The sequence below is a fragment of the Paludisphaera sp. genome, assembly GCF_037189885.1.
Lineage (GTDB): Bacteria > Planctomycetota > Planctomycetia > Isosphaerales > Isosphaeraceae > Paludisphaera.
This window is the reverse complement of sequence record NZ_JBBCIR010000039.1, coordinates 72,640-93,816: the sequence shown is the minus strand read 5'-3', so window position 1 is coordinate 93,816 and position 21,177 is coordinate 72,640. Positions and strand designations below refer to the sequence as shown.

12 protein-coding genes are annotated in these 21,177 nt (G+C 69.5%); 5 read left to right on the top strand and 7 right to left on the bottom strand.

Going from position 1 to position 21,177, the window contains the following annotated elements:
- Positions 1-255 precede the first annotated feature (255 nt).
- Complete coding sequence (locus WG209_RS13290; RefSeq protein ID WP_337175535.1) at positions 256-4,770, bottom strand: glycosyltransferase; 4,515 nt, start codon at positions 4,768-4,770, stop codon at positions 256-258.
- Positions 4,771-5,226: 456 nt separating this feature from the next.
- On the opposite strand from WG209_RS13290, the gene WG209_RS13285 reads away from it, so the two are divergent.
- Both WG209_RS13285 and wecB read left to right on the top strand, forming a co-directional pair.
- Entirely contained in the window at positions 5,227-6,420 is a 1,194-nt protein-coding gene (locus tag WG209_RS13285) for a glycosyl transferase (protein ID WP_337175534.1), read from the top strand.
- 53 nt (positions 6,421-6,473) lie between these two features.
- A complete protein-coding gene (gene wecB, locus WG209_RS13280; RefSeq protein WP_337175533.1) occupies positions 6,474-7,613 on the top strand; it encodes a UDP-N-acetylglucosamine 2-epimerase (non-hydrolyzing) in 1,140 nt (379 codons plus the stop codon).
- 13 nt (positions 7,614-7,626) lie between these two features.
- Here wecB and WG209_RS13275 read toward each other — a convergent pair whose 3' ends face one another.
- Together WG209_RS13275 and metG are read right to left on the bottom strand one after the other, a co-directional pair.
- On the bottom strand, positions 7,627-9,123 hold the full coding sequence (locus tag WG209_RS13275) for a hypothetical protein (protein ID WP_337175532.1): 1,497 nt from the start codon (positions 9,121-9,123) through the stop codon (positions 7,627-7,629).
- Between the two features lie 133 nt (positions 9,124-9,256).
- A complete protein-coding gene (gene metG, locus WG209_RS13270; protein ID WP_337175531.1) occupies positions 9,257-10,840 on the bottom strand; it encodes a methionine--tRNA ligase in 1,584 nt (527 codons plus the stop codon).
- 785 nt (positions 10,841-11,625) lie between these two features.
- On the opposite strand from metG, the gene WG209_RS13265 reads away from it, so the two are divergent.
- On the top strand, positions 11,626-12,156 hold the full coding sequence (locus tag WG209_RS13265; protein ID WP_337175530.1) for a DUF2721 domain-containing protein: 531 nt from the start codon (positions 11,626-11,628) through the stop codon (positions 12,154-12,156).
- 150 nt (positions 12,157-12,306) lie between these two features.
- Here the strand turns inward: WG209_RS13265 and typA are convergent, their stop codons facing one another.
- Positions 12,307-14,130 (bottom strand): translational GTPase TypA, encoded by a 1,824-nt coding sequence (gene typA / locus WG209_RS13260; RefSeq protein ID WP_337175529.1) that lies wholly within the window; start codon positions 14,128-14,130, stop codon positions 12,307-12,309.
- Between the two features lie 467 nt (positions 14,131-14,597).
- On the opposite strand from typA, the gene WG209_RS13255 reads away from it, so the two are divergent.
- Positions 14,598-15,776, top strand: a complete 1,179-nt coding sequence (locus WG209_RS13255; RefSeq protein ID WP_337175528.1) for a cation:proton antiporter — start codon at positions 14,598-14,600, stop codon at positions 15,774-15,776.
- Positions 15,777-15,850: 74 nt separating this feature from the next.
- Here the strand turns inward: WG209_RS13255 and WG209_RS13250 are convergent, their stop codons facing one another.
- From WG209_RS13250 to cls, 3 genes are all read right to left on the bottom strand, one after another.
- Entirely contained in the window at positions 15,851-16,390 is a 540-nt protein-coding gene (locus WG209_RS13250) for a PEP-CTERM sorting domain-containing protein (RefSeq protein ID WP_337175527.1), read from the bottom strand.
- Positions 16,391-16,429: 39 nt separating this feature from the next.
- On the bottom strand, positions 16,430-18,532 hold the full coding sequence (locus WG209_RS13245) for a hypothetical protein (RefSeq protein ID WP_337175526.1): 2,103 nt from the start codon (positions 18,530-18,532) through the stop codon (positions 16,430-16,432).
- A 599-nt stretch (positions 18,533-19,131) separates the two neighbouring features.
- Positions 19,132-20,556 (bottom strand): cardiolipin synthase, encoded by a 1,425-nt coding sequence (gene cls / locus WG209_RS13240; RefSeq protein WP_337175525.1) that lies wholly within the window; start codon positions 20,554-20,556, stop codon positions 19,132-19,134.
- 228 nt (positions 20,557-20,784) lie between these two features.
- Between cls and WG209_RS13235 the strand changes: the two genes are divergently transcribed.
- Positions 20,785-21,042, top strand: a complete 258-nt coding sequence (locus tag WG209_RS13235; RefSeq protein ID WP_337175524.1) for a hypothetical protein — start codon at positions 20,785-20,787, stop codon at positions 21,040-21,042.
- Positions 21,043-21,177 lie beyond the last annotated feature (135 nt).

The window sequence follows — 21,177 nt, the reverse complement described above, 5'->3', positions numbered from 1 at the left end:
GCTGCACGTATAAGCTCGCGACGTGCAGCCGAGACGGCCGCACCACAAAATGCCATTCCTTCGCCAACGCTCCCCGGTCACGCGCTTCCTCATCCGTCCCCCGGCCACCTTCTCCCACGAGGGGAGAAGGGGGGCATTCGCGGCGCCGCCCCGCTTCGCGACCATGCCGGAATCAGTGTCGGGTCGTTAGCCCAGGGGGAGAGGGGGGGCTCGGTCCTCACGAGGACTAACGGGGGTCGCCTTGCCCGACGCCGCTCAGGCGCTCTCGCGGGAGACCTTGAGCGTACGATCCTGGGGCGCCGAAGTCGGACGGCCCTCGCTGGCGAAGACCAGGAAGTCGCGGGCGTGAAAGTAGGCCTCGACGCAGGATTCGGCGGCACGGTCGACGTGGAAGCGGGCCTCGAACAGGGCCGCCGCGCGATCGCGATGGGCCTCGAGCAGGGCCTCGTCCCGCATGTAACGGAGGATCGACGCGGCGACGCGGTCCGCCTCCATCAGGCCGTCCGCCCCGGCCGGGGCGGCGATCCCGGCGGCGCGGTCGTCGATCGTCAGCAGCTCATGGACCGGGCCCGAGTCGGGGGCGACGACCGGCAGCCGGCAGGCGAGGGTCGCGGCGACCTGGCGGGCGACGCCGACGCCGATCCCCGCCATCGGCGCGACCGCCGCGTCACACCGGGATAGCAGCGCGAGGGCGTCGACCTGTTCGTCCGCCATGACCAGCCGCGCCCGACGGCCGCCGCGCTCGCCGGAGGCCGTCCGGTTCACCACGCGGACGGCCGACATCGCGGCGTCGCGGGCCTCGGGGCCCTGGTCGATCAGATAGACGAGGAATTCATCCTCGCGGCGCGCGATCGGCGTCCGGCCTTCGACCGGGATCGCGCCGCGCAGGCCCGGATAGAGCGGCGTCCAGCGCTTCCCGGCCAGCTCGGGGCGAGCCTCGATAATCTCGTCGATGGGGCCCTCGTGGAAGATGCCGGTGAGACGGTCGACGGCGCGGAGGACGCGCGGCTTGGCCGTGGCGGGCTGCTCGTCGAGCCAGGCGTCGTGCCCCGGCGCGAGGTGGACGAACCAGGGGACGTTCAGATCGACGTTGACGTGGGCGATGAGACGGTCGGCCGCATCGCCGAGCGAGTGGATCGCGTCGACCTCGTGGAACCGGATCAGCTCCTGGAGGATCGTCGTCCGCACCCGGCTCGCGGGCTTGCCGCCGGTCGGCTTGGCCGACCAGGGGGTGACGTCGAACGTCCCTTCGAGCAGCACCACGCGGCCCTCGAGCCGGTCCCCCCACGAGGACGCGGTCTCTCGCGACGGGTGGGCACAACACAAGTAGACGGCATGCTCGCGGGCCAGGGCGTTCGCCAGGTCGGCCGCGGCGACCGCCGCCAGGCCGGTCTCGCGACCGTCGACCACCAGGAGGATCCGCAGCTCGCCGGGCGCGTCCAGCTTGCGACGCATCAGCTCGCGGATTTCCGAGAGCGGGCCGGCGGCCCTCGGGTTGTTCGAGAGCGGGGGACGCTTGAGGCCGAACCGCTCGCCGAGGAAGTCGTACTCGTAGAGCGTCTGCCCCAGGCCTCGGGCCATGGCGTTGAGCGAGACGTCGTAGGTCTCGAAGACCCGGCGCTTGACGTGGAGCGTCTCCTCGGCGTGTGTGTCGGCCTTCGTCGACTGGAACGAGACGGTGGCCTCGTGCCGGCGGTACGAGTTCAGCGACTCCGGCGCGAAGGCGATCTTCCCGCCGCGGAGGATCATGGCGTAGAACAGCCAGTCCCCCGCGAACTTCATCCCGGCCAGTTCCTCGGCGAAGTCGAGCCGCGACGGCTTGCGGAACACCGCCGCGCTGGCGTTGGGGATGGTGTTCTTCTGGCTCAGGCCGACCTCCGCCTCCTCGGCGGCGTCGACCTTGTAGCGGGACCGCCAGCGATCGAGGGCCAGGTCGTCGGTGTGGTCCAGGAAGTCGGGGGCCCAGGTCTCCCCGTTGGGGCCGACGAGCGCCGACTGGCAGTAGGCCAGGGCCACGTCCGGGTCGCGGAACTCGGGGACCAGCCGCTCCAGGAACCGCGCGTCGCACACGTCGTCGGATTCGGCGAGCCAGATCAGGTCGCCGCTCGCCAGCTCCATCCCCTTCATCCACTGCTTGAAGGTGCTGCCGCTGTTCGTCTCGTTGACCACGATCCGCATCGGCACCGGCGACTCCGGCGCGAGGCGACGGGCCACCTCAAGGCTGTCGTCCGGCGAGCAATCGTCCAGGAAGATGATCTCGTGGGGCCGGACCGTCTGCTCGAAGACGCTCCGGAGCCGCTCTTCGAGGTACGGGGCGTGCCGGTAGTTGGGGACGATCGCGGAGACCTTCAGGTCGACCGCCGGGGCATAGCCGTAGTCCTCGCGGAGGATGCCCAGGAAATCGGCCATGAAGCGGGGCCAGGTGAACGTCTTGCGGATGATCGACCGGCCGCGCCCGCCCATCCTGTCGCGCGTCTCCGCGTCGAGGAGGAGTTCGCGGATCGTCTCGGCCATGGCGTCGACGTCCAGGTACGGCACCACGACGCCCCCGCCGCCGAGCACCTCGGGCGCTCCCCCCGACCCGGCGAACGCGACGACCGGCAGCGCAGCCTCCATCGCCTCCAGGTTGGCGAAGGGGCAGGGGTCCTCGCGCGAGGTCAGCGCGAAGACGTCGGCCGCCAGGAGGTTCGGGGTCATGTCCGGGCACGTCCCGGCGAACAGGACGCGCTCGCCGAGGCCGGCCGACTCCACGTCGTGCCAGAGCCACTGGCGGAAGTTGGGCTCGACGACGTGGCCGAACCAGACGAACCATGTCCTGTCGGCGATCGCGGCTGCCCTCGGGTCCGCGTGGAATCGTCGCGCGGCCTGGACGAACAGGTCGGCCCCCTTGCGCTGGTCGATGGTCCCGCAGCCCAGGACAATGAGGGCGTCGGCGGGGAGGTTCAGCTCCTCGCGCACGCGCTCGCGGGCCTCGTCCCGCGACGCGTCGAGGGTCTTGGCCTCCAGGCCGTAGCGGACGGTGCGCACCTTCTCGGGATCGGCGTTGAAGCGGGTGACGAGGGCGTCGCGGACGACGTCGGCCGGGACGATGGCGCGGCGGCTCGCGGCCTTGATGCGGTCGATCGCCTCCGCGCCGCCGAGGATCCCGATGAACGTCGGCAGCTCGTGGATCCACGAGAGGACCGGCACCCCCTCCCGCCCGAGGGCCCGGTGGAATTCGCTCACGGCCATCGTGTTGCAGACGGCGATGCCGTCCGGCGCGTACTCGCGGAACCGCGCGGCGATCTCGCCCGGCGCGTCGTCCCAGCTCGCGACGCCGGACTCGACGACGTTCCAGAGGCCGACCGTCGGGGCGCGTCGGGCGAACTCGGGCTCGAGGTCGCCGCCGCCGCGGAGGACGACCCAGCACTCGACGTCCGGGAGCCGCGAAAGCTCCTCGGCCAGCCGGAGCAGGCAGAGCGGGGCACCCGTGCGGCAGGCGGCGTGCGAGACCAAAAGTATCTTGAAAGCTCCAACCGCCGAGGCCCGGCCCTCGCCGGGATCGAGCCCGCGCCAGGGGAGATCCAGGAACCGGGGCCGCCGCGCCGGGGCGGGGACGGCGATCGGCGCCGGCGCGGGGGCTGGCGCGGGCGACATCTCGACCGCGACGGGGCGGCCCAACACCTTCCGCGCCTTGCCGATCAGGCGGCCGGAAACGCGGGAGGCCGCGGCGCGCGGGCCCTCGGCGGCGGCCACGCGGGCCACGCGGATCGACAGCTCCAGGCAGCGGCCGTGCAGCCGGCTCTGCGGGAAGAGGCGGTCTCGGAGGCGACGGCCGCGCTCGATGAACCTCAGGGCCGTGCTCCGCCGGACCTCGTCGAGCTGGGCGGCGGCGACTGCGTGGTGGTGCCGATAGTGCTCCAGGGCGTGGCGCAGCGTCGGGGCCTCGCGGGCGAGCGCCTCGTGCTCGCGGGCCAGGCCGTCGCGCTCGCGGGCGATGGCCCGATGGGCCTCCTCCAGTCGCGACAGCTCCTCGCGGAGCATCAGCAATTCCTCGCGCCGGACGATCCGGTCCTCGGGCGCGATCCTGGACGCCGGGGACGGCCCGCCGTCATGCCCGGCGAGCCGGGCGTAGGTCCGGCGGATCGCGTCGCGACGCGAGGGGACCGCGCCGGCCTCGAACAGCGGGGCGAGGCCGGGGGGTACGGATCGACCCAGGGCGACGAGGCCCAGCCCGCCGCCGTGCGTGAACTCGAAGGTCGGGCGTCCGGTCGCGATGTCCCGGAACGCGGCGCGCGACCGGCCTTCGCCCGTCCCGGTGATCGCCAGGATGGCGGTTTCCGAGAGCTTGGGACTCCAGCGGTCGAAGTCGCGCCGGATGCGCTCGGCGTCCTCGGGGGCGGCGGCGACCAGCAGGTCGATCGAACCGTCCTCGAACGCGGCGAGGGGGTCCGGGCCGGAGAGGCTCGGCCGCGCGGAGACGGCTGAGTCCGCGCGGTCGAGGGCCGCGCCGGCGCGACGGAGGGCGGGCCCGCCGAACGGGGCCGGCGAGTCGTCTTGCCCCTCGGTGTCGATCAACAGGCATTCGGCGTCGAGCCCGAGGCGGCGGACCGCCTCGCGGGCGGCGAGGTGGATGCCCGGCTCGCGCGAGCCGAGCTGGACGACCTGACGGGGACGCGCGGCGTCGACCAGCCACGACGCGACAGGGTCGAACGGGCCGCGGCCGCGCGGCTCGCAGGCGGGGTCGGGGGACCAGAAGGATGCTTCCGACAGATAGGCCGAGACGTCCATGTCCTTAGCGCTCCTCGGGTGCCTCCCCTCGCGGGCGTGGCGGCGAACCGGCGGCTCGGCGGCGCCCTCGCCGCATGGCCCGACCCGTGACGCCGTCGCGCGTCCCGCGCGGCGGAGGCTCCCCCTCCCTGAGTCCGTCCGACTTCAATGCCAGCTTGCCGGCGCTTTGTCAACTCGAAGCGCGGCCTAAATCCCTAGACGACTCCCCGCCGGGGCACCCTCGGGGCGTACTCCGGGCCCTCGACAGGTAGAGTCTTCGGCTTGCCCCCCCCGGCACTCCAGGATTACTCGGATCAATCGGCATGCGCGCCGTCGATTGACACAATCAGGGCCAGCCATTACAGTCACGCGACGCGACCCCCCGCGCCCGTTTCGTAGGCCGGGGCGGGCGCGCGCGGCGAGGGCGGGGCCTGGATGGCCGCGACGCCGAGGACCATCTGGCGCAAAGGATTGCCCATGCACGTCTTCACGAGCATCACGGCCAATTATATCCCCAAGGCCGCGGCCCTGGCCCACTCCGTCAAGCGCGTGCATCCCGAGGCCGTCTTCCATCTCGTCCTCTCCGACGACATGCCCGCGTGCGACCCGGTCGTCACCGCGGCGTTCGACACGATCATCCACGTCAGCGAGCTGCCGATCCCGAACCTGCCGCGCTTCCTGTTCCGGCATCGGATCGTGGAACTCTGCACGGCGGTCAAGGGCGCGGCGTTCCAGCACATCGCCGACGCCCATAAAGCCGATCGGATCTACTACTTCGACCCCGACATCATCGTCGCCGGCCGCCTCGACGACCTCGAGCGCGCCCTCGACCATGACAGCGTCCTGCTGACCCCGCACTCCATCGAGCCGGAGTCCGAGGTCCAGGCGATGTGGGACAACGAGCGGATCGCCCTGCGGCACGGGGCGTACAACCTCGGGTTCCTGGCCGCGAAGATGGACGCCGCCGGCCGCCGCGTCATCGACTGGTGGTCCGACCGGCTGCAGCGCTGGTGCTACGACGACGTGGCCGACGGCCTGTTCACCGACCAGCGTTGGATGGACCTGGCGCCGTCGATGTTCGACTCCGTCAAGATCGTCCGCGACCCCCAGTACAACGTCTCGACGTGGAACCTCAGCCACCGCCGGGCCGTCGGCGAGTCCCCCTACGGGATCGCGATCAACGGCCGGCCGCTGGTCTTCTACCACTTCTCGGGCTTCGACAGCGGCGCCCAGCTCATGATGCTCAAGCGTTACGGCTCGCACAGCCCGGTGCTGTTCGAGTTCCGCGACTGGTACATCGCCGAGTGCGAGCGCCTGGGCCAATCCACGCTGAGCAAGATCCCCTGCGTCCATACCCGCTACAAGAGCGGGCTGAAGATCGAGGACGCCCATCGCAAGGTCTACCGCTCGCGCGAGGACCTGGTGAACTACTTCGCCGACCCGTTCGACGACTCGACCCCCGAGACCTCCTTCCTGCACTGGTATCGCGCGAACGTCGAGGCCCCCCCCGCGCCGGAGCCGGCCGTCGAGCCCGCGGCCGCGGCCGAGCCCGTCGTCGCGCCCACGCCGGGTCTCCGCCGCATTGTCAAGGAGCACGCGCCGGAGCCCGCCCTTAAGGCGTACCGCTCGGCCCGCTCCGCGTGGCGGAAGCTGGCGGGGCGGCCGGGCTGACGAGCCCGCGCCGACCCGCGCCCGATCATCGATTCACACCAGGGAGGATGCTCATGAGTCCGTTCGAACGGCGCAGGAACGTGGTCGTCGTCGCCGGGACTCGGCCGGAGGTCATCAAGACGGCGCCCATCCTGCGGGCCCTCGGCGAGCAGCCCTGGGCCCGGGTGCGGTTCGTGTTCACGGCCCAGCATCGCGACCTGGCCTCCCCGCTTTTCGACTTCTTCGGCGTGAGCCCGGACGTCGACCTGGACGCCATGCGGCCCGGGCAGTCGCCGGCCGACCTGTGCAACCGACTGGTCGTGGCCCTCCACGCCGCCCTCGGCCGCGAGGAGCCCGACTGCGTCATCGCCCAGGGGGACACGACGACGGTCCTGGCCGCGGCGCTGGCGAGCTACATGCGGGACGTCCCGTTCGCCCACGTCGAGGCCGGGCTGCGGACCCATCGCCTGGACGCCCCGTTCCCCGAGGAGGCGAACCGGGTGGCGGCGAGCCACCTGGCCTCGATCCACTTCGCCCCGACGGACGAGGCCCGCGACAACCTCCTGCGCGAGGGGATCGAGCCGGACGCCGTCCACGTCACGGGGAACACCGGGATCGACGCCCTGCTGTACGCCGCGCGCCGCGAGGCCCCCCTCGGGGTCGACCTGGCCGAGGGCCGTCGGCTGGTGCTGGTGACGGTCCACCGCCGCGAGAACCACGGCGAGCCATTGCGGCGGATCCGCGAGGGAATCCTTCGCGTCCACGACGCCCACCCGGACGTCGAGTTCCTGTGGCCCGTCCACCCCAACCCCGCCGTCGAGCCCGTCGTCCGCGCGGAGTTCGGCGACCTGCCGCGCGTCCGGCTCGTGGGCCCGCTCGGCTACGGGCCGTTCGTGACCGCGATGAAGCGCGCGGCTTTCATCCTGAGCGACAGCGGCGGCGTCCAGGAAGAGGCGACCACGCTGGGGACGCCGGTGCTGGTGCTCCGGAGCGTCAGCGAGCGCCCCGAGGCGTTCCGGGGCGGCGTGGCGACGCTCGTCGGCGACGACCCGGAACTCATCGCTCGGGAGGCCTCGCGGCTGCTGGCCGGGGGCCGCGGCGAGTCTCGCGGACCGCTCGCGACCGCCTTCGGCGACGGCAGGGCGGCGGCCCGCATCGTCTCGCACCTGCATCGCAAGCTCGTCGTCGAGGCCCCCGGGCCGGTCTTCGCCTGAGGGCCTCGCCCGATCAGAGCGGCCGGTCGACCCGCGAGGATCGCTGCTCGCCGTTGGGGCCGAGGTGCCGCAGCTTCAGCCAGAAGCGCCGGATCTGCCGACGCCCCCGGACCGCCGCGCCGATGATGGCGTTCGACTCGAACTTGTCGAGCTTCGCCTTCAACGCGACGCAGTCCATCCAGCGCCTTTCCTCGCGCTCTCGCGAACGGTCGAGCATCTGCTCCTTGACGGCCAGCGCCTCCAGGAGCTGGGCCTCGCGGGCATGGTCGGCCTGGATCGCGGCGTGGAGCCGTTCGAAGTCGGCGGCCATGCGGGCCTGGCGCTCGTTGGCCTCGGCGAGCAGGTTCTCGGCGTGGGCCAGCTGCCCCTGGGCGTGGGCCAGCAGCCCCTCGGTGTGGGCCAGGAGCTGCTCCGCCCGATCACGGCGCTGCTCCGCCTCCACCCGGCGCTCCTGGTTGGAGACCAGGCTTTCCGAGACCCGAGCCAGGTGCTTCTCCGACTGTTCCATGCAGGTCGAGGTGATCTGGTAGCCCTTCTCGACCTCCGCGACCGTCCGTCGCGTCTCGTCCAGCTCGCGTTGGAGATTCGCGGCGCGGGCCTCGGACTCGTGGAACTGCCGGGCGACGGCCGCGGCTTTCTCCCATTCGCCCTGGATGTAGACGATGCGGCCGTGCAGGACGGACTCGGACTTGCGGGCGTCGGCGGCCAGCCGGGCGGCGTTCTGGATCGGGTCGAACTCGGCCCAGGCGTCGCTCCCCAGCTCGTTGAGGACATCCTGCGACGGGTGCGGCACGGCCGCCGGCTTGTGGTGGACGCAGGAGGGGTCGTACACCTGGCGCGCCGTCTCCTCGTCCCAGGTCAGGCCGCAGGCCTCGACGAGCGCCTTCATGTCGTCCCAGTACGGCTCGACGCCGAAGCGGACGACGTGGCCGACGGCGCCCTCGTCGGCCGCGGCCTTCATGCGGTCCATGTGGACGCCGACGATGTCGAGAGCCGTCCAGTAGGGGAGGTTCCCGTTGGCCCGCATGCAGAGGCTCATCGCGATCTCGTGCGGCGAGCGCAGCAGATTGACCCCCACGACCTCGATATCGTCGAGCCGCTCGAACACCCGGTTCCAGAAGGGGCGGGTCAGCGGCGTGCGGGGGTCCTTGAAGCCCGTCACCGGGCCGCTGTCGACCAGGGTCCGGACGAGTTGTTCCGCCTCGTCGATCCACTCGTCGGGGATCGCGCGGTCCGACGGCCACGCGCCTCGCGTCTCGACGAAGCGGTCGCGCACGGCGGGATCCCAGGGAGCCTCGTCGGGGAAGCCGAACGCCCACTCCTGGACCTTGCGGTTGATCAGATAGAAGGGGACGGCCTCGAAATGGCCGTGGGGGTTGCTGGGGGCCGCCCCGAGCAGCTCGAACGGGCCGAGCGACATGCCGAGCCGCTGGAGGAGGTTCGCGGTCAGGCTCGACCCGCTCCGATGCATGCACAAGAGCACGATGAGCTTGCGCTTCGACCCTTCCATGGCGACCACCTCGATCCGTCCTGGATTGATGCCCGAGCTTCGCCGTCCCGGCCGATGTCGCGGAGCGATCCCATCGGCGGGGACGGTCGCGAGGTGGACTTTACCTTCCCCCCGCGATTTCGCGAAGGCGGATTCAACGGGCCTCGACCTTCGGGAACAGCGGCGCGGGCTTGCCGTCGACGAGCGGGGCCGTCACGCGGAATGAGCCCGTCGCCGTCGCGACCGCCGCGTCGGCGTAGGAGACGGCGTCCCAGGGGCGCGACTCGGAGAAGTTGAACGCGGCGTGGAACGTCTCGGCCGTCCTGGGGAGGAACGGCTTGATCAGGATCGCCGTGATCCGCATCCAGTCGGCCAGGTTGGCGAGCACGACGCGGGTGGCCTCAAGGTCGGTCTTCGCCAGCTTGAACGGCTGCGTCTCCTGGATGTACTTGTTGGCCGAGTCCGCGACCTCCAGCCAGATCCGCTGGATGGCCGCGGTGTAGTCGAACTCGCCGACCTTCGCCCGGACGTCGTCCACCAGCGCCGGCAGGTCGAGCCCGCGGCGCCAGGCGGTCAGGTCGATCCCCTCGACGGGGCCCAGGTCCCCCTGGAAGTACTTCAGGCACATCGTGAGGATGCGGCTGTAGAGGTTGCCCAGGTTGTTCGCCAGGCCGCTGTTGTAGGCGTCGGCGAAGCGTTCGAAGGAGAACTCGCCGTCGCCGCCGAAGGGGCACTGGCTCATGAAGTAGTAGCGGAACGCCTCGGCCGAGAACTTGTCGATCAGCTCCATCGGCTCGACGACGTTCCCCAGGCTCTTGCTGAGCTTCTCGGCCTCGCCGGTCTCCTCGTTCTTGCGGTAGACGAAGCCGTGGGCGAAGACCTTCCTCGGCAGGGGGACGCCGGCCGACATGAGCATCGCCGGCCAGAGGGCGCAGTGGAACCGGGTGATGTCCTTGCCGATGACGTGGACGTCGGCGGGCCAGGTCCGGGCGAAGCGGTCGTCGTCGGTTCCGTAGCCGACCGCCGTGATGTAGTTCAGCAGGGCGTCGAACCAGACGTAGATGGTCTGGTCCTCGTCGAACGGAACGCGGATGCCCCAGTCCAGGCCCTTGCGGGTGATCGCGACGTCGCGCAGCTCGGTCTCGACGAGGCTGACGACCTCGTTGCGGCGGCTCTCCGGCTGGATGAAGTCCGGGTTGGCTGCGTAGAAGGCCAGGAGCCTGTCGCGGTAGGCGGAGAGGCGGAAGTAGTAGTTGTCCTCCTCGACCCACGATAGCGCGGCGTTGGGGTGGTTGGGGCACTTGCCGCCGGCCTCGGCGACCTCCTTCTCGGTCTTGAACGACTCGCAGCCGACGCAGTAATGGCCGGCGTAGACGCCCTTGTAGATGTCGCCGGCGTCGTAAACGGCCTGGATGAACTTGCGACAGCCGACGTGGTGGCGTTCCTCGCTGGTCTGGATGAAGTCGTCGTTGGAGATCTGGAGCGCGCCCCAGACTTCCTGGAACTGGCGGGCCATGTCGTCCACGTAGGCCTTGGGCTCCAGGCCGAGTTCCCGGGCGCGGAGGGTGACCTTGTGGGTGTTCTCGTCGTTGCCCATGAGGAAATGGACCGACGCGCCTTCCATCCGGCGGAACCGAGCCTGGACGTCGGCGCCGATCTTCTCGAACGCGGTGCCGATGTGGGGGCGGCTGTTGGGGTAGTCGATGGCCGTCGTGATGTAGAAGCGCTGCTCGTCCATTCTCGGTCCTTGCCTTGCCTCGGCGACTGCGGCGCCGCTCCCATGGAAGATGGAGGCGGCCGGACGGGGGACGGTTCACCGCGAACCCCGGCGTCCAGCGAAGTGTACCAGAATTTTCAAGGCCCCTCGCCCCATGCCGACGGCGGTCTCGACCGGGGGGTTGAAGTTGGCTTCGTTCGTCGGACGCGCTGTCCGCGTGTTTCCGCGTTAGTCCTTGCAGGTTGGCTTATTGCGTTGAAACTCGATTGGCTTCGTTCGTCGTTTTCGAAGATGTTTTGCTGGCCGTCAGGGATTCCGGTGGCTCAAGCTGGACCGACCTTCCCCACTCGCGAGGATGGCTCCCAATTCCGCGTCGTTCAGGTTCTCTACCCTCTCGCTGGCCCGATCATGGCCTCCCGACGTGGTCGTGGCGGAATGGTTCGAGGGGATGGTCGACCCGCGTTCGTGCATCGTATTCAACCCACGTCCGGGTCGCGCTGGTCCACGCGAGATCGAATCCTCCACCATGTAGTGCCACACAAAACGCCCTTGTAGAGAGATCGACGGCGCTTTTTCGCGCGTGCCGCCCGGCGAGATGCCGCAAGTGATTTTAATCATGAAGCTTGCGACGAAGGAAAATTTCCAGGCCGCCGACGAAATTCCCGAGGGGGTGACGGGGGCGGATCGGGTCCACGGAGTTGGGTCCGGGCGCGAACCGTGGGCCGTCGCGACCGGGTCCTATAATGAAGCGCCGCGCCCCGCCGCGCATCCCACGGTTGCCAGCTTTCGCCCCAGGGTCCAGGCCGATGCCCATCCTCCCCGAGAATTACGAGACGCTGTCCGCCATGATCACCCCCGCGCTGTTCATGACGGCGACGGGCTCCCTGATCATCTCGACGTCGAACCGGATGTCCCGCATCGTGGACAGGATCCGTCAGCTCAACGTGGAGGGGGACGACCTGAGCCGAGGGGCGAAGGACGTGGATTACCTCGCGGATCGGCTGGTCCATGTCTCGGTGCAGCTCGACCGGATGGTGCGCCGCAGCGACCGGATCCGCACGGCGCTGACGCTGCTGTACTCGGCGATGGCGATGTTCGTCGGCACGAGCTTGACCGTCGCCCTGGTGACGCTCCTGGGGGGCGCGCTGCTGTTCATCCCGACCACCATGGCCATCATCGGCGTCTGCCTGATGCTCGCCGCCTGCATCCAGCTCCTCCGCGAGACGCAGATCGCCCTGCGCAACAACCGGCTGGAGATCCTGTTCCACCAGAAGCTGCGCAACATGCGAGCCGCCCAGGGCGCGACGGCCGAGGAGATGGCGTCGGCGGAGGCGTGACGGGGCGACGAACATCCCGGTCGTGGGTGGTCGCGTTCGATCTAGAGGCCGTTCCGACTCCAGCCCCTGGCGGACGTGGTTGGGGGCGTAAGGCAGGGGCGGCGTCGCCGGGGAGGCGACGCCGCTCGATGGTTGCCGATCGCGCCGGGGTCAGACGCCGACCTTCTTGCCGGAGCGGCTGGAGCGCTTGCGGCCTTCCTCGGTGAGCTGCTTCTTGCGGAGGCGGATCTTCGAGGGGGTGATCTCGACCAGCTCGTCGCTCTCGATGTATTCGAGGGCGATCTCCAGGGTCAGCTCGCGGGGGGGCTTCAGCAGGATGTTCTTGTCGGAGCCCGAGGCCCGCATGTTGGTGAGCTTCTTCTCCTTGCAGGGGTTGACCACCATGTCGTCGTCGCGGGCGTTCTCGGCGATGATCATGCCCTCGTAGGTGTCGTCGCCGGGGGCGACGAACATGATCCCGCGCTGCTGGAGGTTGTCCAACGCGAAGGCGACGACCTGGCCGCGGACCATGCTGATCATCACGCCGTTGGCCCGCGAGGGGATCTCCCCCTTGAACGGGCGGTATTCGTGATAGTTGTGGTGCATGATCGCCTCGCCCTGCGTCGCCGAGATCAGGCGGTTCCGCAGGCCGATCAGCCCCCGCGCCGGGATGAGGAACTCCAGGTGGGCGTAGGCCCCCTTGACGTCCATCCGGCTCATCTCACCGCGACGCCCCCCCACCAGCTCCATCACGGGGCCAATGTGCTCGTGCGGGACGTCCACCACCAGGTACTCGTACGGCTCGTGGTCGACGCCGTCGATCTTCTTGATGATGACCTCGGGCTTGCCGACGGACAGCTCGAAGCCCTCTCGCCTCATCGTCTCGATCAGGACGGAGAGGTGCAGGAGGCCGCGGCCGGAGACCTTGAAGGCGTCGAGATCCTCGGCCTGCTCGACCCGCAGGGCGACGTTGGATTCCAGCTCGCGGTCCAGGCGGTCCTTGATGTGGCGGCTGGTCAGGTATTTCCCCTCGCCGGCCAGCGGGGAGTCGTTGACCGTGAACAGCATGCTCAGGGTCGGCTCGCCGATCTCGATGCGCGGAAGCGCCTCGGTGACCTCGGTGGCGGCGATGGTGTCGCCGATCTCCACCGAGGAGAGGCCGACGATCGCGACCACGTCGCCCGCCTCGGCCTCCTCGACCTCCACCCGTCCCAGCTTGTCGAACACCAGAACGCCGGAGATGGAACCGGTGGACGTCGACTCGCGCTGGATGAGGTTGGCCTTCTGGCCCCTCCTGGCCTTCCCCGTGGCGATCCGGCCGATGGCGATCCGGCCGACGTACTCGGAGTAGTCCAGCGTGGTGCAGACCATGCTGAACGGCCTGTCCAGGTCGACCTCGGGCCCCGGCACCTTCTCCAGGATCAGGTCGAAGAGGGGCCGCATGTCGCCGGTCGTCGCCTTCGGGTCGTCCGAGGCGAAGCCGGAGCGGCCGGAGGCGAAGATGTAGGGGAACTCCGCCTGCTCCTCGCTGGCGCCGAGCTCGACGAAGGTGTCGAAGATCTCGTTGAGGACCTCCTCGGGCCGGGCGTCGGGGCGGTCGATCTTGTTGATGACCACGATCGGGCGGATCTGCCGCTCGAACGCCTTGCGGAGGACGAACTTGGTCTGGGGCATCGGCCCCTCGAAGGCGTCGACGAGCACCAGGGCGCCGTCGGCCATCTGGAGCGTGCGCTCGACCTCGCCGCCGAAGTCGGCGTGGCCGGGCGTGTCGATGATGTTGATTTTGACGTCGCCGTACTTGATGGCGATGTTCTTGGCGAGGATCGTGATCCCGCGCTCTTTCTCCAGGTCGTTCGAATCGAGGATCCGCTCGCCCTGCAATTGCGAGGCCCGGTACTGGCCGGACTGGCGGAGCATCGCGTCCACGATGGTCGTCTTGCCGTGGTCGACGTGCGCGATGATCGCCACGTTCCGGATGTCGTCCCGTCTCTTCATCGTGTTCGCTGCTCGCGTCCCTTGGATCGAGGCGTCTTCGCGGCGGATCCCAAACCTTCGGCCGGCGGCCCCGACGGGCGCAAGCTCCGCGCCCGGTCGGCCGGCGCCGCCGCTGCTCCACCGCTTTTGGAAATTCGCGCCCGCGTCCGAGGGAAATGGTACGCGAAATACCCCTCCCTCATCCAGAAGGAAAATGCAATTGGTCCGAATGTTCACTTGTCCGGGAGGGCCCAGGAGCTACGGATTTCGGCACCCAGATCGGGCGGCGGATCGGACGTATCTCTTTGACGCGGATGGGAGTTGTGTTTACAATGCGATGCCATCTCGGCCGCCGGGGTGGGGCATGATGTTGGACCCCCCGGCCGGGCTCGATCGGCCGGGCCAGGACCGTCGAGCCTTTGGAACCCTGGAGTCGAGTTAGGATGGAACATCTGGAGCCTTCGCAATTCTTTGCGATTTTGGTCGTGATGCTCACCGCCGCGAAGATCGGCGGCGTGCTGGCGCAACGGATCGGCCAGCCGGCGGTCCTGGGCGAGTTGCTGGCGGGGATCGTGGTGGGGGGGTCGGTTTTCGGCCTGGTCGACCCGCACGTCAACACCATCCACCTGCTGGCGGAACTCGGCGTGATCGTGCTGCTGCTGGCGATCGGCCTGGAGACCGACCTGGCGTCGCTGATGAAGGTGGGGGGCGCGGCGGCGCTGGTGGCGATCGTCGGCGTCGTCGCGCCGTTCGGGCTGGGGTACGCCGGCTGCCGGATGATGGGGCTGACCAATATCCAGTCGATCATGGCCGGGGCGACGCTCACGGCCACGAGCGTCGGGATCACGGCGCGGGTCCTCTCGGACCTGGGGCGGCTGAGTTCGAAGGAAGGGCAGGTGATCCTGGGCGCGGCGGTGATCGACGACGTGCTCGGCCTGATCATCCTCGCGGTGGTGGCCGGGATGGTCGACGGCGGCGAGGCGTCGGCGTCGATGGTGGGCATCGTGACGTTGAAGGCGTTCGGGTTCCTCGCCGGGGCGCTGCTGCTCGGCCGGCTGATCGTGCCCTGGATCGTCAAGCAGGTTGACCGCCTGGACCTTCCCGGCGGCCTGATGAGCCTGGCGATGATCCTGGCGCTGGCGCTGGCCTGGCTGGCGGACCTGGCCGGATCAGCCCCGATCATCGGGGCGTTCGCGGCCGGCCTGCTGCTGGCCGGGACCGTCAAGCGTCATGACATCGAGCGCGACGTCACGAGGCTGGGGTACTTCTTCGTGCCGCTGTTTTTCGTCGCCGTCGGCGCCATGGTGGACCTCTCCGCCCTCGACCCGCGCGTCCCGGGCGCGGGCCGGGCGATCGGCGTGGGGGTGATGCTGGTCGTCGTGGGGGTGATCGGCAAGTTCATCGCCGGCTACGCCGCGCCGCAATTCAAGGGCGACCGCCGCATCGTGGGCGTCGGGATGATCCCCCGCGGCGAAGTCGGCCTGATCTTCGCCCAGATGGGGCTGGCCAAGGGGGTGCTGGACGAGGCCCTCTTCGGCGCCGTCACCCTGATGGTCGTCGTCACCACGTTCCTCGCGCCGCCGCTGCTCCGGGCCCTGATCGTGAAGTCCGACACGCCCGGCCCCGAGGACGAGAGCGGTATCGCGGACCTCGTCACCGAGGCGTGACGCCGCGCCCCGCCCCCGCGGCCCCTCCTGGCGGCGGGGTCCGGGGCGGGCGCCATTCGCGAGGCCGCCGGGCGTCACGAATCCGGCGAACGACGCCCCGCCCGGATCCGCCAGGCCGCGACGACGGCCCCAAGAGCCAGCAGCGAAAGGCTCGCCGGCTCCGGGACGGCCGTCGTCCCGCCGGGCCCGACGACCTGGCCGGCGTGGCTGCCGAACTCCTCGAAGAAATCGTCGGCGCCCACGCCTAGATAACCGGTCGCGCCAGGCGCGGATCGGCTCCGGAACGAGAATTCCAGGGCGTCGCCCGGGTACAGGAGGGCGAAACCGTCGTTGGTATCCCAGACGACCTTTTCCGAGACCCCATACTCGTACGCGACCAACCAGCCCTCGGGCCCGGAGATGTCGTAAGCCTCGATCTCGACGGGGACGTCGATCGAGAAATAGTAGCCGTACAGGGTGTTCGCGGAGTCTCCGGTAACGGTGTAGGTGTATAGGTATCCGCCAGCCCCGTCGCTGGTCGCGGTCCCCTGAACGTCCAGGACGAACTCGGCCCTCGCCGATCCCGCGAGTAGGGTCGCGGAGGCGAGCAATACAACGAATCGAAGTGCATGCATCTGGAATCCTCTCGGTCGATGGTTTGGTGACCGCCGATATCAATTGTTCCTCAGGCCCAGGGAGCGGAGCGCCCGCCGGAACCGGATGAGTCGCTGGTCCAGATGAGATTCATACCCGCCCTGGATGACCCTGGCGATCTTGGCGTTGACCGCCTGGACGCTGTTGAGCGGGCGGATGGCCTGATCCTTCAGCGCGTTGGTCGTGGCCGTGACGAAGGTGTTCGGGAGCGCCGCGTCGTCCGTCGGGGCGACCCCATCCGCGACGGCGTTCAGGCTGACGCCCCACCGGGCGATGCTGGAGGAACGCTTGTAGGATGACCAGAACCATCCCGACGCGCGGATGCCGACGTCGGGCCGATTGGCCCGATCCGATAGCAGCTCCCATCCGTTGTTGGACGTCAAGTTGATCCCGAGGAAGGTCCCGACGGCCGCGTAGGCGTTTCTGAAGGTGATCTGAAGCGGGCCCCGGCCGAAGTAGAATCGCCCCTCGTTAGGCCCGTTGCCCTGCTGGTTGTCGTAGCGTTCGAAGTTGGGGCCGGTCACGGTGATCAACTTTGTCGCGAAGGTGCCGTTCGCCAGGGGCCTCCGAATCCGATAGCTCGTCACGTCGCTCTCATAGACGGTCCACACGACGTTGTTGCGGACGACCGTGTCGCCCACGGGGCGGGTGGTGGTCGGGTTCTCGGTCCAGTCGGTCAGGCCCGCGGACTCGTGCCCCACCGTGGCGAGGAAGGCCGCCTGCCGCTTGGGGGTCGTGATCGCCGATTCGAGGAAGGTCCGATTGAAGGCGTCGATGAACCTCTCGGCGTCGGCCAGGGCGAGGTTCGTCCCCATGATCTCCCGCAGCTCGGCCGCTGTCATCCCGTAGTGGCCGGCGCGGACGAGGATCGTGCCCCCGTTCGTTATGGCCGTGAACGCGACGAGGTGGTCCGACGGCTCGGCGACCCGCGCGCTCCCGTCCGCGGCGACCCGGGGGGTCGCCAGGGCGTCGCTGACAGAGATGGTCTGGATCGTCAGGCCGCCGATGACGTCGCCGACCTGGACGACGGGCACGCCGACGCTCGTCGTGAAGGCGATGGCGTTCGGATTGGCGACGGAAGGATCGGCGTAGACCTGGGTGGTCCAGAGGCCCTTGTTCGCCGTGAAGGTCACGCCCGTCACCGGGTCGGGCAGGCTGGCCTCGCTGGGGGTGGCCAGGAAGGAGACGATGAAGCTGTCGCCGGGCGCGACCGGCCCGCCCCCCGGGTTCGTCACGGATACGCTCGAATCCATGTCCGCGGTGTCGATGGTGAAGAAGATCGGCTGGCCTTGCGCCTGCCCGTCGCCTCCCGGGGGGCGGTCGCGTCCCAGCTCGGCGCGCGGAGTGGTCGCGTTCTCGCCGGCCACGAGCACCAGCTCGCGCGAGCCGTTTGACTTCTGGACGCTGGCGAAGACGCCCAAACCATTCCCGCGATCGCCCGTGAAGACGACGATGTTGCCGTCGTCGCTGATCGACGGCCGGATCCCGAGCCGGGTGAACCCCGCCCCCGTCGAGGCGATCGAGACGGACGACCGAGCACCGTCGATGCTGTACAAGCGGATCGAGGTCGTCCCGTCCTGACGGTTGGCGACCACGACCTTTCCCCCGTCGGCCGCCTTCACCCGGAAGAACGCAGGCGTCGAATCGCCGATCTGCGCCACCTCCGGCACGGTGTTGGAGGCATCCCGCCTGTCGACCAACTCGTCGTCCAGATAAACCTCCCAGAAGGCTTCCCCAGAGGCCGGCACCTCGAGCCCGGCGAAGGCGAGCCGGCCGTCGTTGGTGGAGCTGGCGAAGTTGCCCAGATCGTCAAAATGCGAGGGCATGAGGCGAGGGATCGACGACCTGGCGATGATCGTATTGGCCCCCGGCGTGTCCGAATTCCACAACCTCGCGAGCCTCGCGGAGCCGACGGTCGTGGTGTCGATCGCCGCGACGCGGTTCGAGTCGTTGATCTGAAGCTCGCGCCCGTAGGTCCTCGTGGCGCTCGGGTTGGGGAAGCTGATGATCCTGGGCCCGGCCGCGGCCGTGTCCACGACGTGGATGCTCTGGCCCGCGCTGGTGCTCCCCACGAAGGCCGTCCGGCCGACGTTGTTGATCGACGCGACGGGCTCGATGCTCACCAGCCCGCCTTGCCCGGTCCGGGCCAGCACATCGTACTGGTAGTAAGAAGACAGGCAGACCCGAGACTCCAAAGGCTCCAAGAGCCCGGGGATGAGCTTCCTATGCCGACGGCCGCCGAGTCGGGAGCGACCGGTAGCCGATCGACGACACGCGAATTGGGGCCGCTTGCTATCGACGACGGCCAGCATGGGACTCTCCTTGGAGTGACGATCTCGTGTGGGAGATGACGGAAAACAGCAACGGTAGCCTGTAATCAACGTAACGCAAGCTTTTTCATCATATTGATCGTCAATTTGTTGAGTAATTTCGCTATCAATCGATCCACGCATGATCTCCCGTCGCGCGACGGCCAGAACGAACCTGGCTTGGGGGGCGCCCGTCAAGGCTGGCGGGCGGCGATGACGACTATCCGCTCGACGTGGCGATGGGGGATGTCGCGGATGACGCCCTACGGACTTTCGCCCGCTGACGAGGAACGTTCGAGGCGGAATTGATTGGATTCAGGATCGACGCCGGTCCCGACCAAGCGCGCCACGTGCCCCCGCGGGAGTAACATCCCTTGATCGCCCGATCGACCCAGCACGTCGCGTCCCTGGCGTCAGAGTAGGGGGGCGAACAGCCGGACGACGTTCTCGGCGATCTCTCGGAGGCCGCCGGGGCGGGGCTCGTAGACCGTGCAGCCGGCGGACAGCAGCTCGATCCAGCGGGCGACGTCGGCGGCGCGGGCCTCATCGAAGAGGTAGAGCGCGACCTCGTAGTTGAGGAACATGCTGCGGTTGTCCATGTTCGCCGAGCCGACCGCCACCAGCCGGTCGTCGAACAGGATGACCTTGGCGTGGAGCATCGAGGGCCGGTAGAGGAGCACCTCGGCGCCCGCCTCGTGCAGCTCGCGGATGTAGGCCTCGCGGGCGTAGTCGGTGATCGGGTGGTTCGATCGCCTCGGGATGACGAGGCGGACGTCGATCCCCCGTCGCGTGGCCAGCACCAGGGAGCGCAGGAGCATCTCGTCGGGGACGAAGTACGGCGTGACGATCCAGACGCGTCGCCTCGCGAAGAAGATCAGCGACAGGATCGACTCGTAGAGCGGGTCCCCGTCGACGTCCGGGCCGCTGGCGACGACCTGGACCCGGCCGCCCTCGGCGTTGCCGGCGGGGGTCGGGGCCGGGACGAGGGCCCGGGAGGGGCGCGGGGCGGGGACCGACTCGCCCGTGACGAACTTCCAGTCCGAGCGGAACAGCGCGTCCAGGTCGGCCGCGGCGGGTCCCGCGACGGAGACGGCCAGGTCGCGCCAGCGGTCGGGGTCGGGCAGGGGGCCGATGTAGTCCGAGGTCAGGTTCATCCCGCCGGCGACGGCCTCGCGACCGTCGGCGATCACCAGCTTGCGGTGGTTGCGCAGGTTCGCCCGGCCGCGGAAGGGGAGGTGGAGCATCGGCATGAAGAACGCCGCCTTCCCCCCCGCCGCCACCAGGGGTGCCAACTCGCGTCGCCTGAGCCGCCACGAGCCGACGTCGTCCAGCAGGAGGCGGACCCTGACGCCCTCGGCCGCCTTCCGGGTCAAGGCTCCCAGGATCGCGCCGCCGGCCTCGTCGCCGGCCAGGATGAACGTGGTGACGTGGACCGTCTCGCGGGCGTTCGAGATGACCTCCAGCATGCGACCGAAGGCCTCCTCGCCGGTCTCCAGGACGTCCACGACGTTCCCCCCGCTGGCCTCGGGGACGCCGTAGGAGCGCAGGAGCCGCTCGGCGTTGGAGTCGAGGGCCGGCGCCGTGCGCGGGGCGACCGCCGAGTAGACCGGCGCCTTGCCCGCCGCCATCCGGTTCACCTTGCGCCCGCCGAACAGGATGTACAGGGGCACGCCGACGTATGGAGTCAGGACCACCACCATCAGCCAGGCCAGCGTGCTCGCCGGAGAGCGCTTCTGCCTCAGGATGTAGGCGACGAAGACCACGCCCAGGACGAAGCCCAGGATGGTCGTCAGCTCGGCGGAGAGCCAGTAGTACGCCCGCGTCAGGATCCCTTCCACCGCCCGCCCCCCTCTCATGGTCCGAAACAAGTCGGGGCCGATGGCGCCAGGCTACCAGGATCGAGGGCGGCCCGTCATCGGCCGACCGCCGCCTGGCCAGCGCGGCGACGATCGGCGCGGGCTTTGCTTCCTTGATCGGCGGTCGGACGCGACGCCGGCGCGCTCGAATCGTCCCGCGGGGGGCCGGGGCCGTCGGAGGCGCGTCCCATGGAAACAAGGGGAATGACGATGTCCGATTCGATCAAGGACCAGGCCGCCGACGCCGCCAAGGCCGCGGGAGACAAGGCGAAGGAAGCGGGCCGCGCCGCCGCCGACAAGGCCCAGGAAATCGGGTCCGCCGCGAAGGATAAGGCCCAGGAGATGGGGGCCGCCGCGAAGGACAAGGCCCAGGAGGCCGGCCAGGCCGTCGCCGACAAGGCCCGCGAGGCCAAGCAAGCGGCCGGCGGGGCGATGGAGGACACCGGGCGGCAACTCCAGGAAGACTGACGGTCGGGAGTTGACGGAGAGGCGGCCGGCGCGACGAAAATTCTTTCATCTTGGCCGCTTGTGTCGGGCCGGGGCCATCGCCATAATCGCTCGATCGCTCCTTCGAGCGGGCGGCCCGCCACATGAAACGGCGGG

What these genes read in the sequence shown, in the direction of transcription:
- WG209_RS13290 (WP_337175535.1), bottom strand. Translation starts at nt 4,770, where the DNA reads ATGGACGTCTCGGCCTATCTGTCGGAAGCATCCTTCTGGTCCCCCGAC.
- WG209_RS13285 (WP_337175534.1), top strand. Translation starts at nt 5,227, where the DNA reads ATGCACGTCTTCACGAGCATCACGGCCAATTATATCCCCAAGGCCGCG.
- wecB (WP_337175533.1), top strand. Translation starts at nt 6,474, where the DNA reads ATGAGTCCGTTCGAACGGCGCAGGAACGTGGTCGTCGTCGCCGGGACT.
- WG209_RS13275 (WP_337175532.1), bottom strand. Translation starts at nt 9,123, where the DNA reads ATGGAAGGGTCGAAGCGCAAGCTCATCGTGCTCTTGTGCATGCATCGG.
- metG (WP_337175531.1), bottom strand. Translation starts at nt 10,840, where the DNA reads ATGGACGAGCAGCGCTTCTACATCACGACGGCCATCGACTACCCCAAC.
- WG209_RS13265 (WP_337175530.1), top strand. Translation starts at nt 11,626, where the DNA reads ATGCCCATCCTCCCCGAGAATTACGAGACGCTGTCCGCCATGATCACC.
- typA (WP_337175529.1), bottom strand. Translation starts at nt 14,130, where the DNA reads ATGAAGAGACGGGACGACATCCGGAACGTGGCGATCATCGCGCACGTC.
- WG209_RS13255 (WP_337175528.1), top strand. Translation starts at nt 14,598, where the DNA reads ATGCTCACCGCCGCGAAGATCGGCGGCGTGCTGGCGCAACGGATCGGC.
- WG209_RS13250 (WP_337175527.1), bottom strand. Translation starts at nt 16,390, where the DNA reads ATGCATGCACTTCGATTCGTTGTATTGCTCGCCTCCGCGACCCTACTC.
- WG209_RS13235 (WP_337175524.1), top strand. Translation starts at nt 20,785, where the DNA reads ATGTCCGATTCGATCAAGGACCAGGCCGCCGACGCCGCCAAGGCCGCG.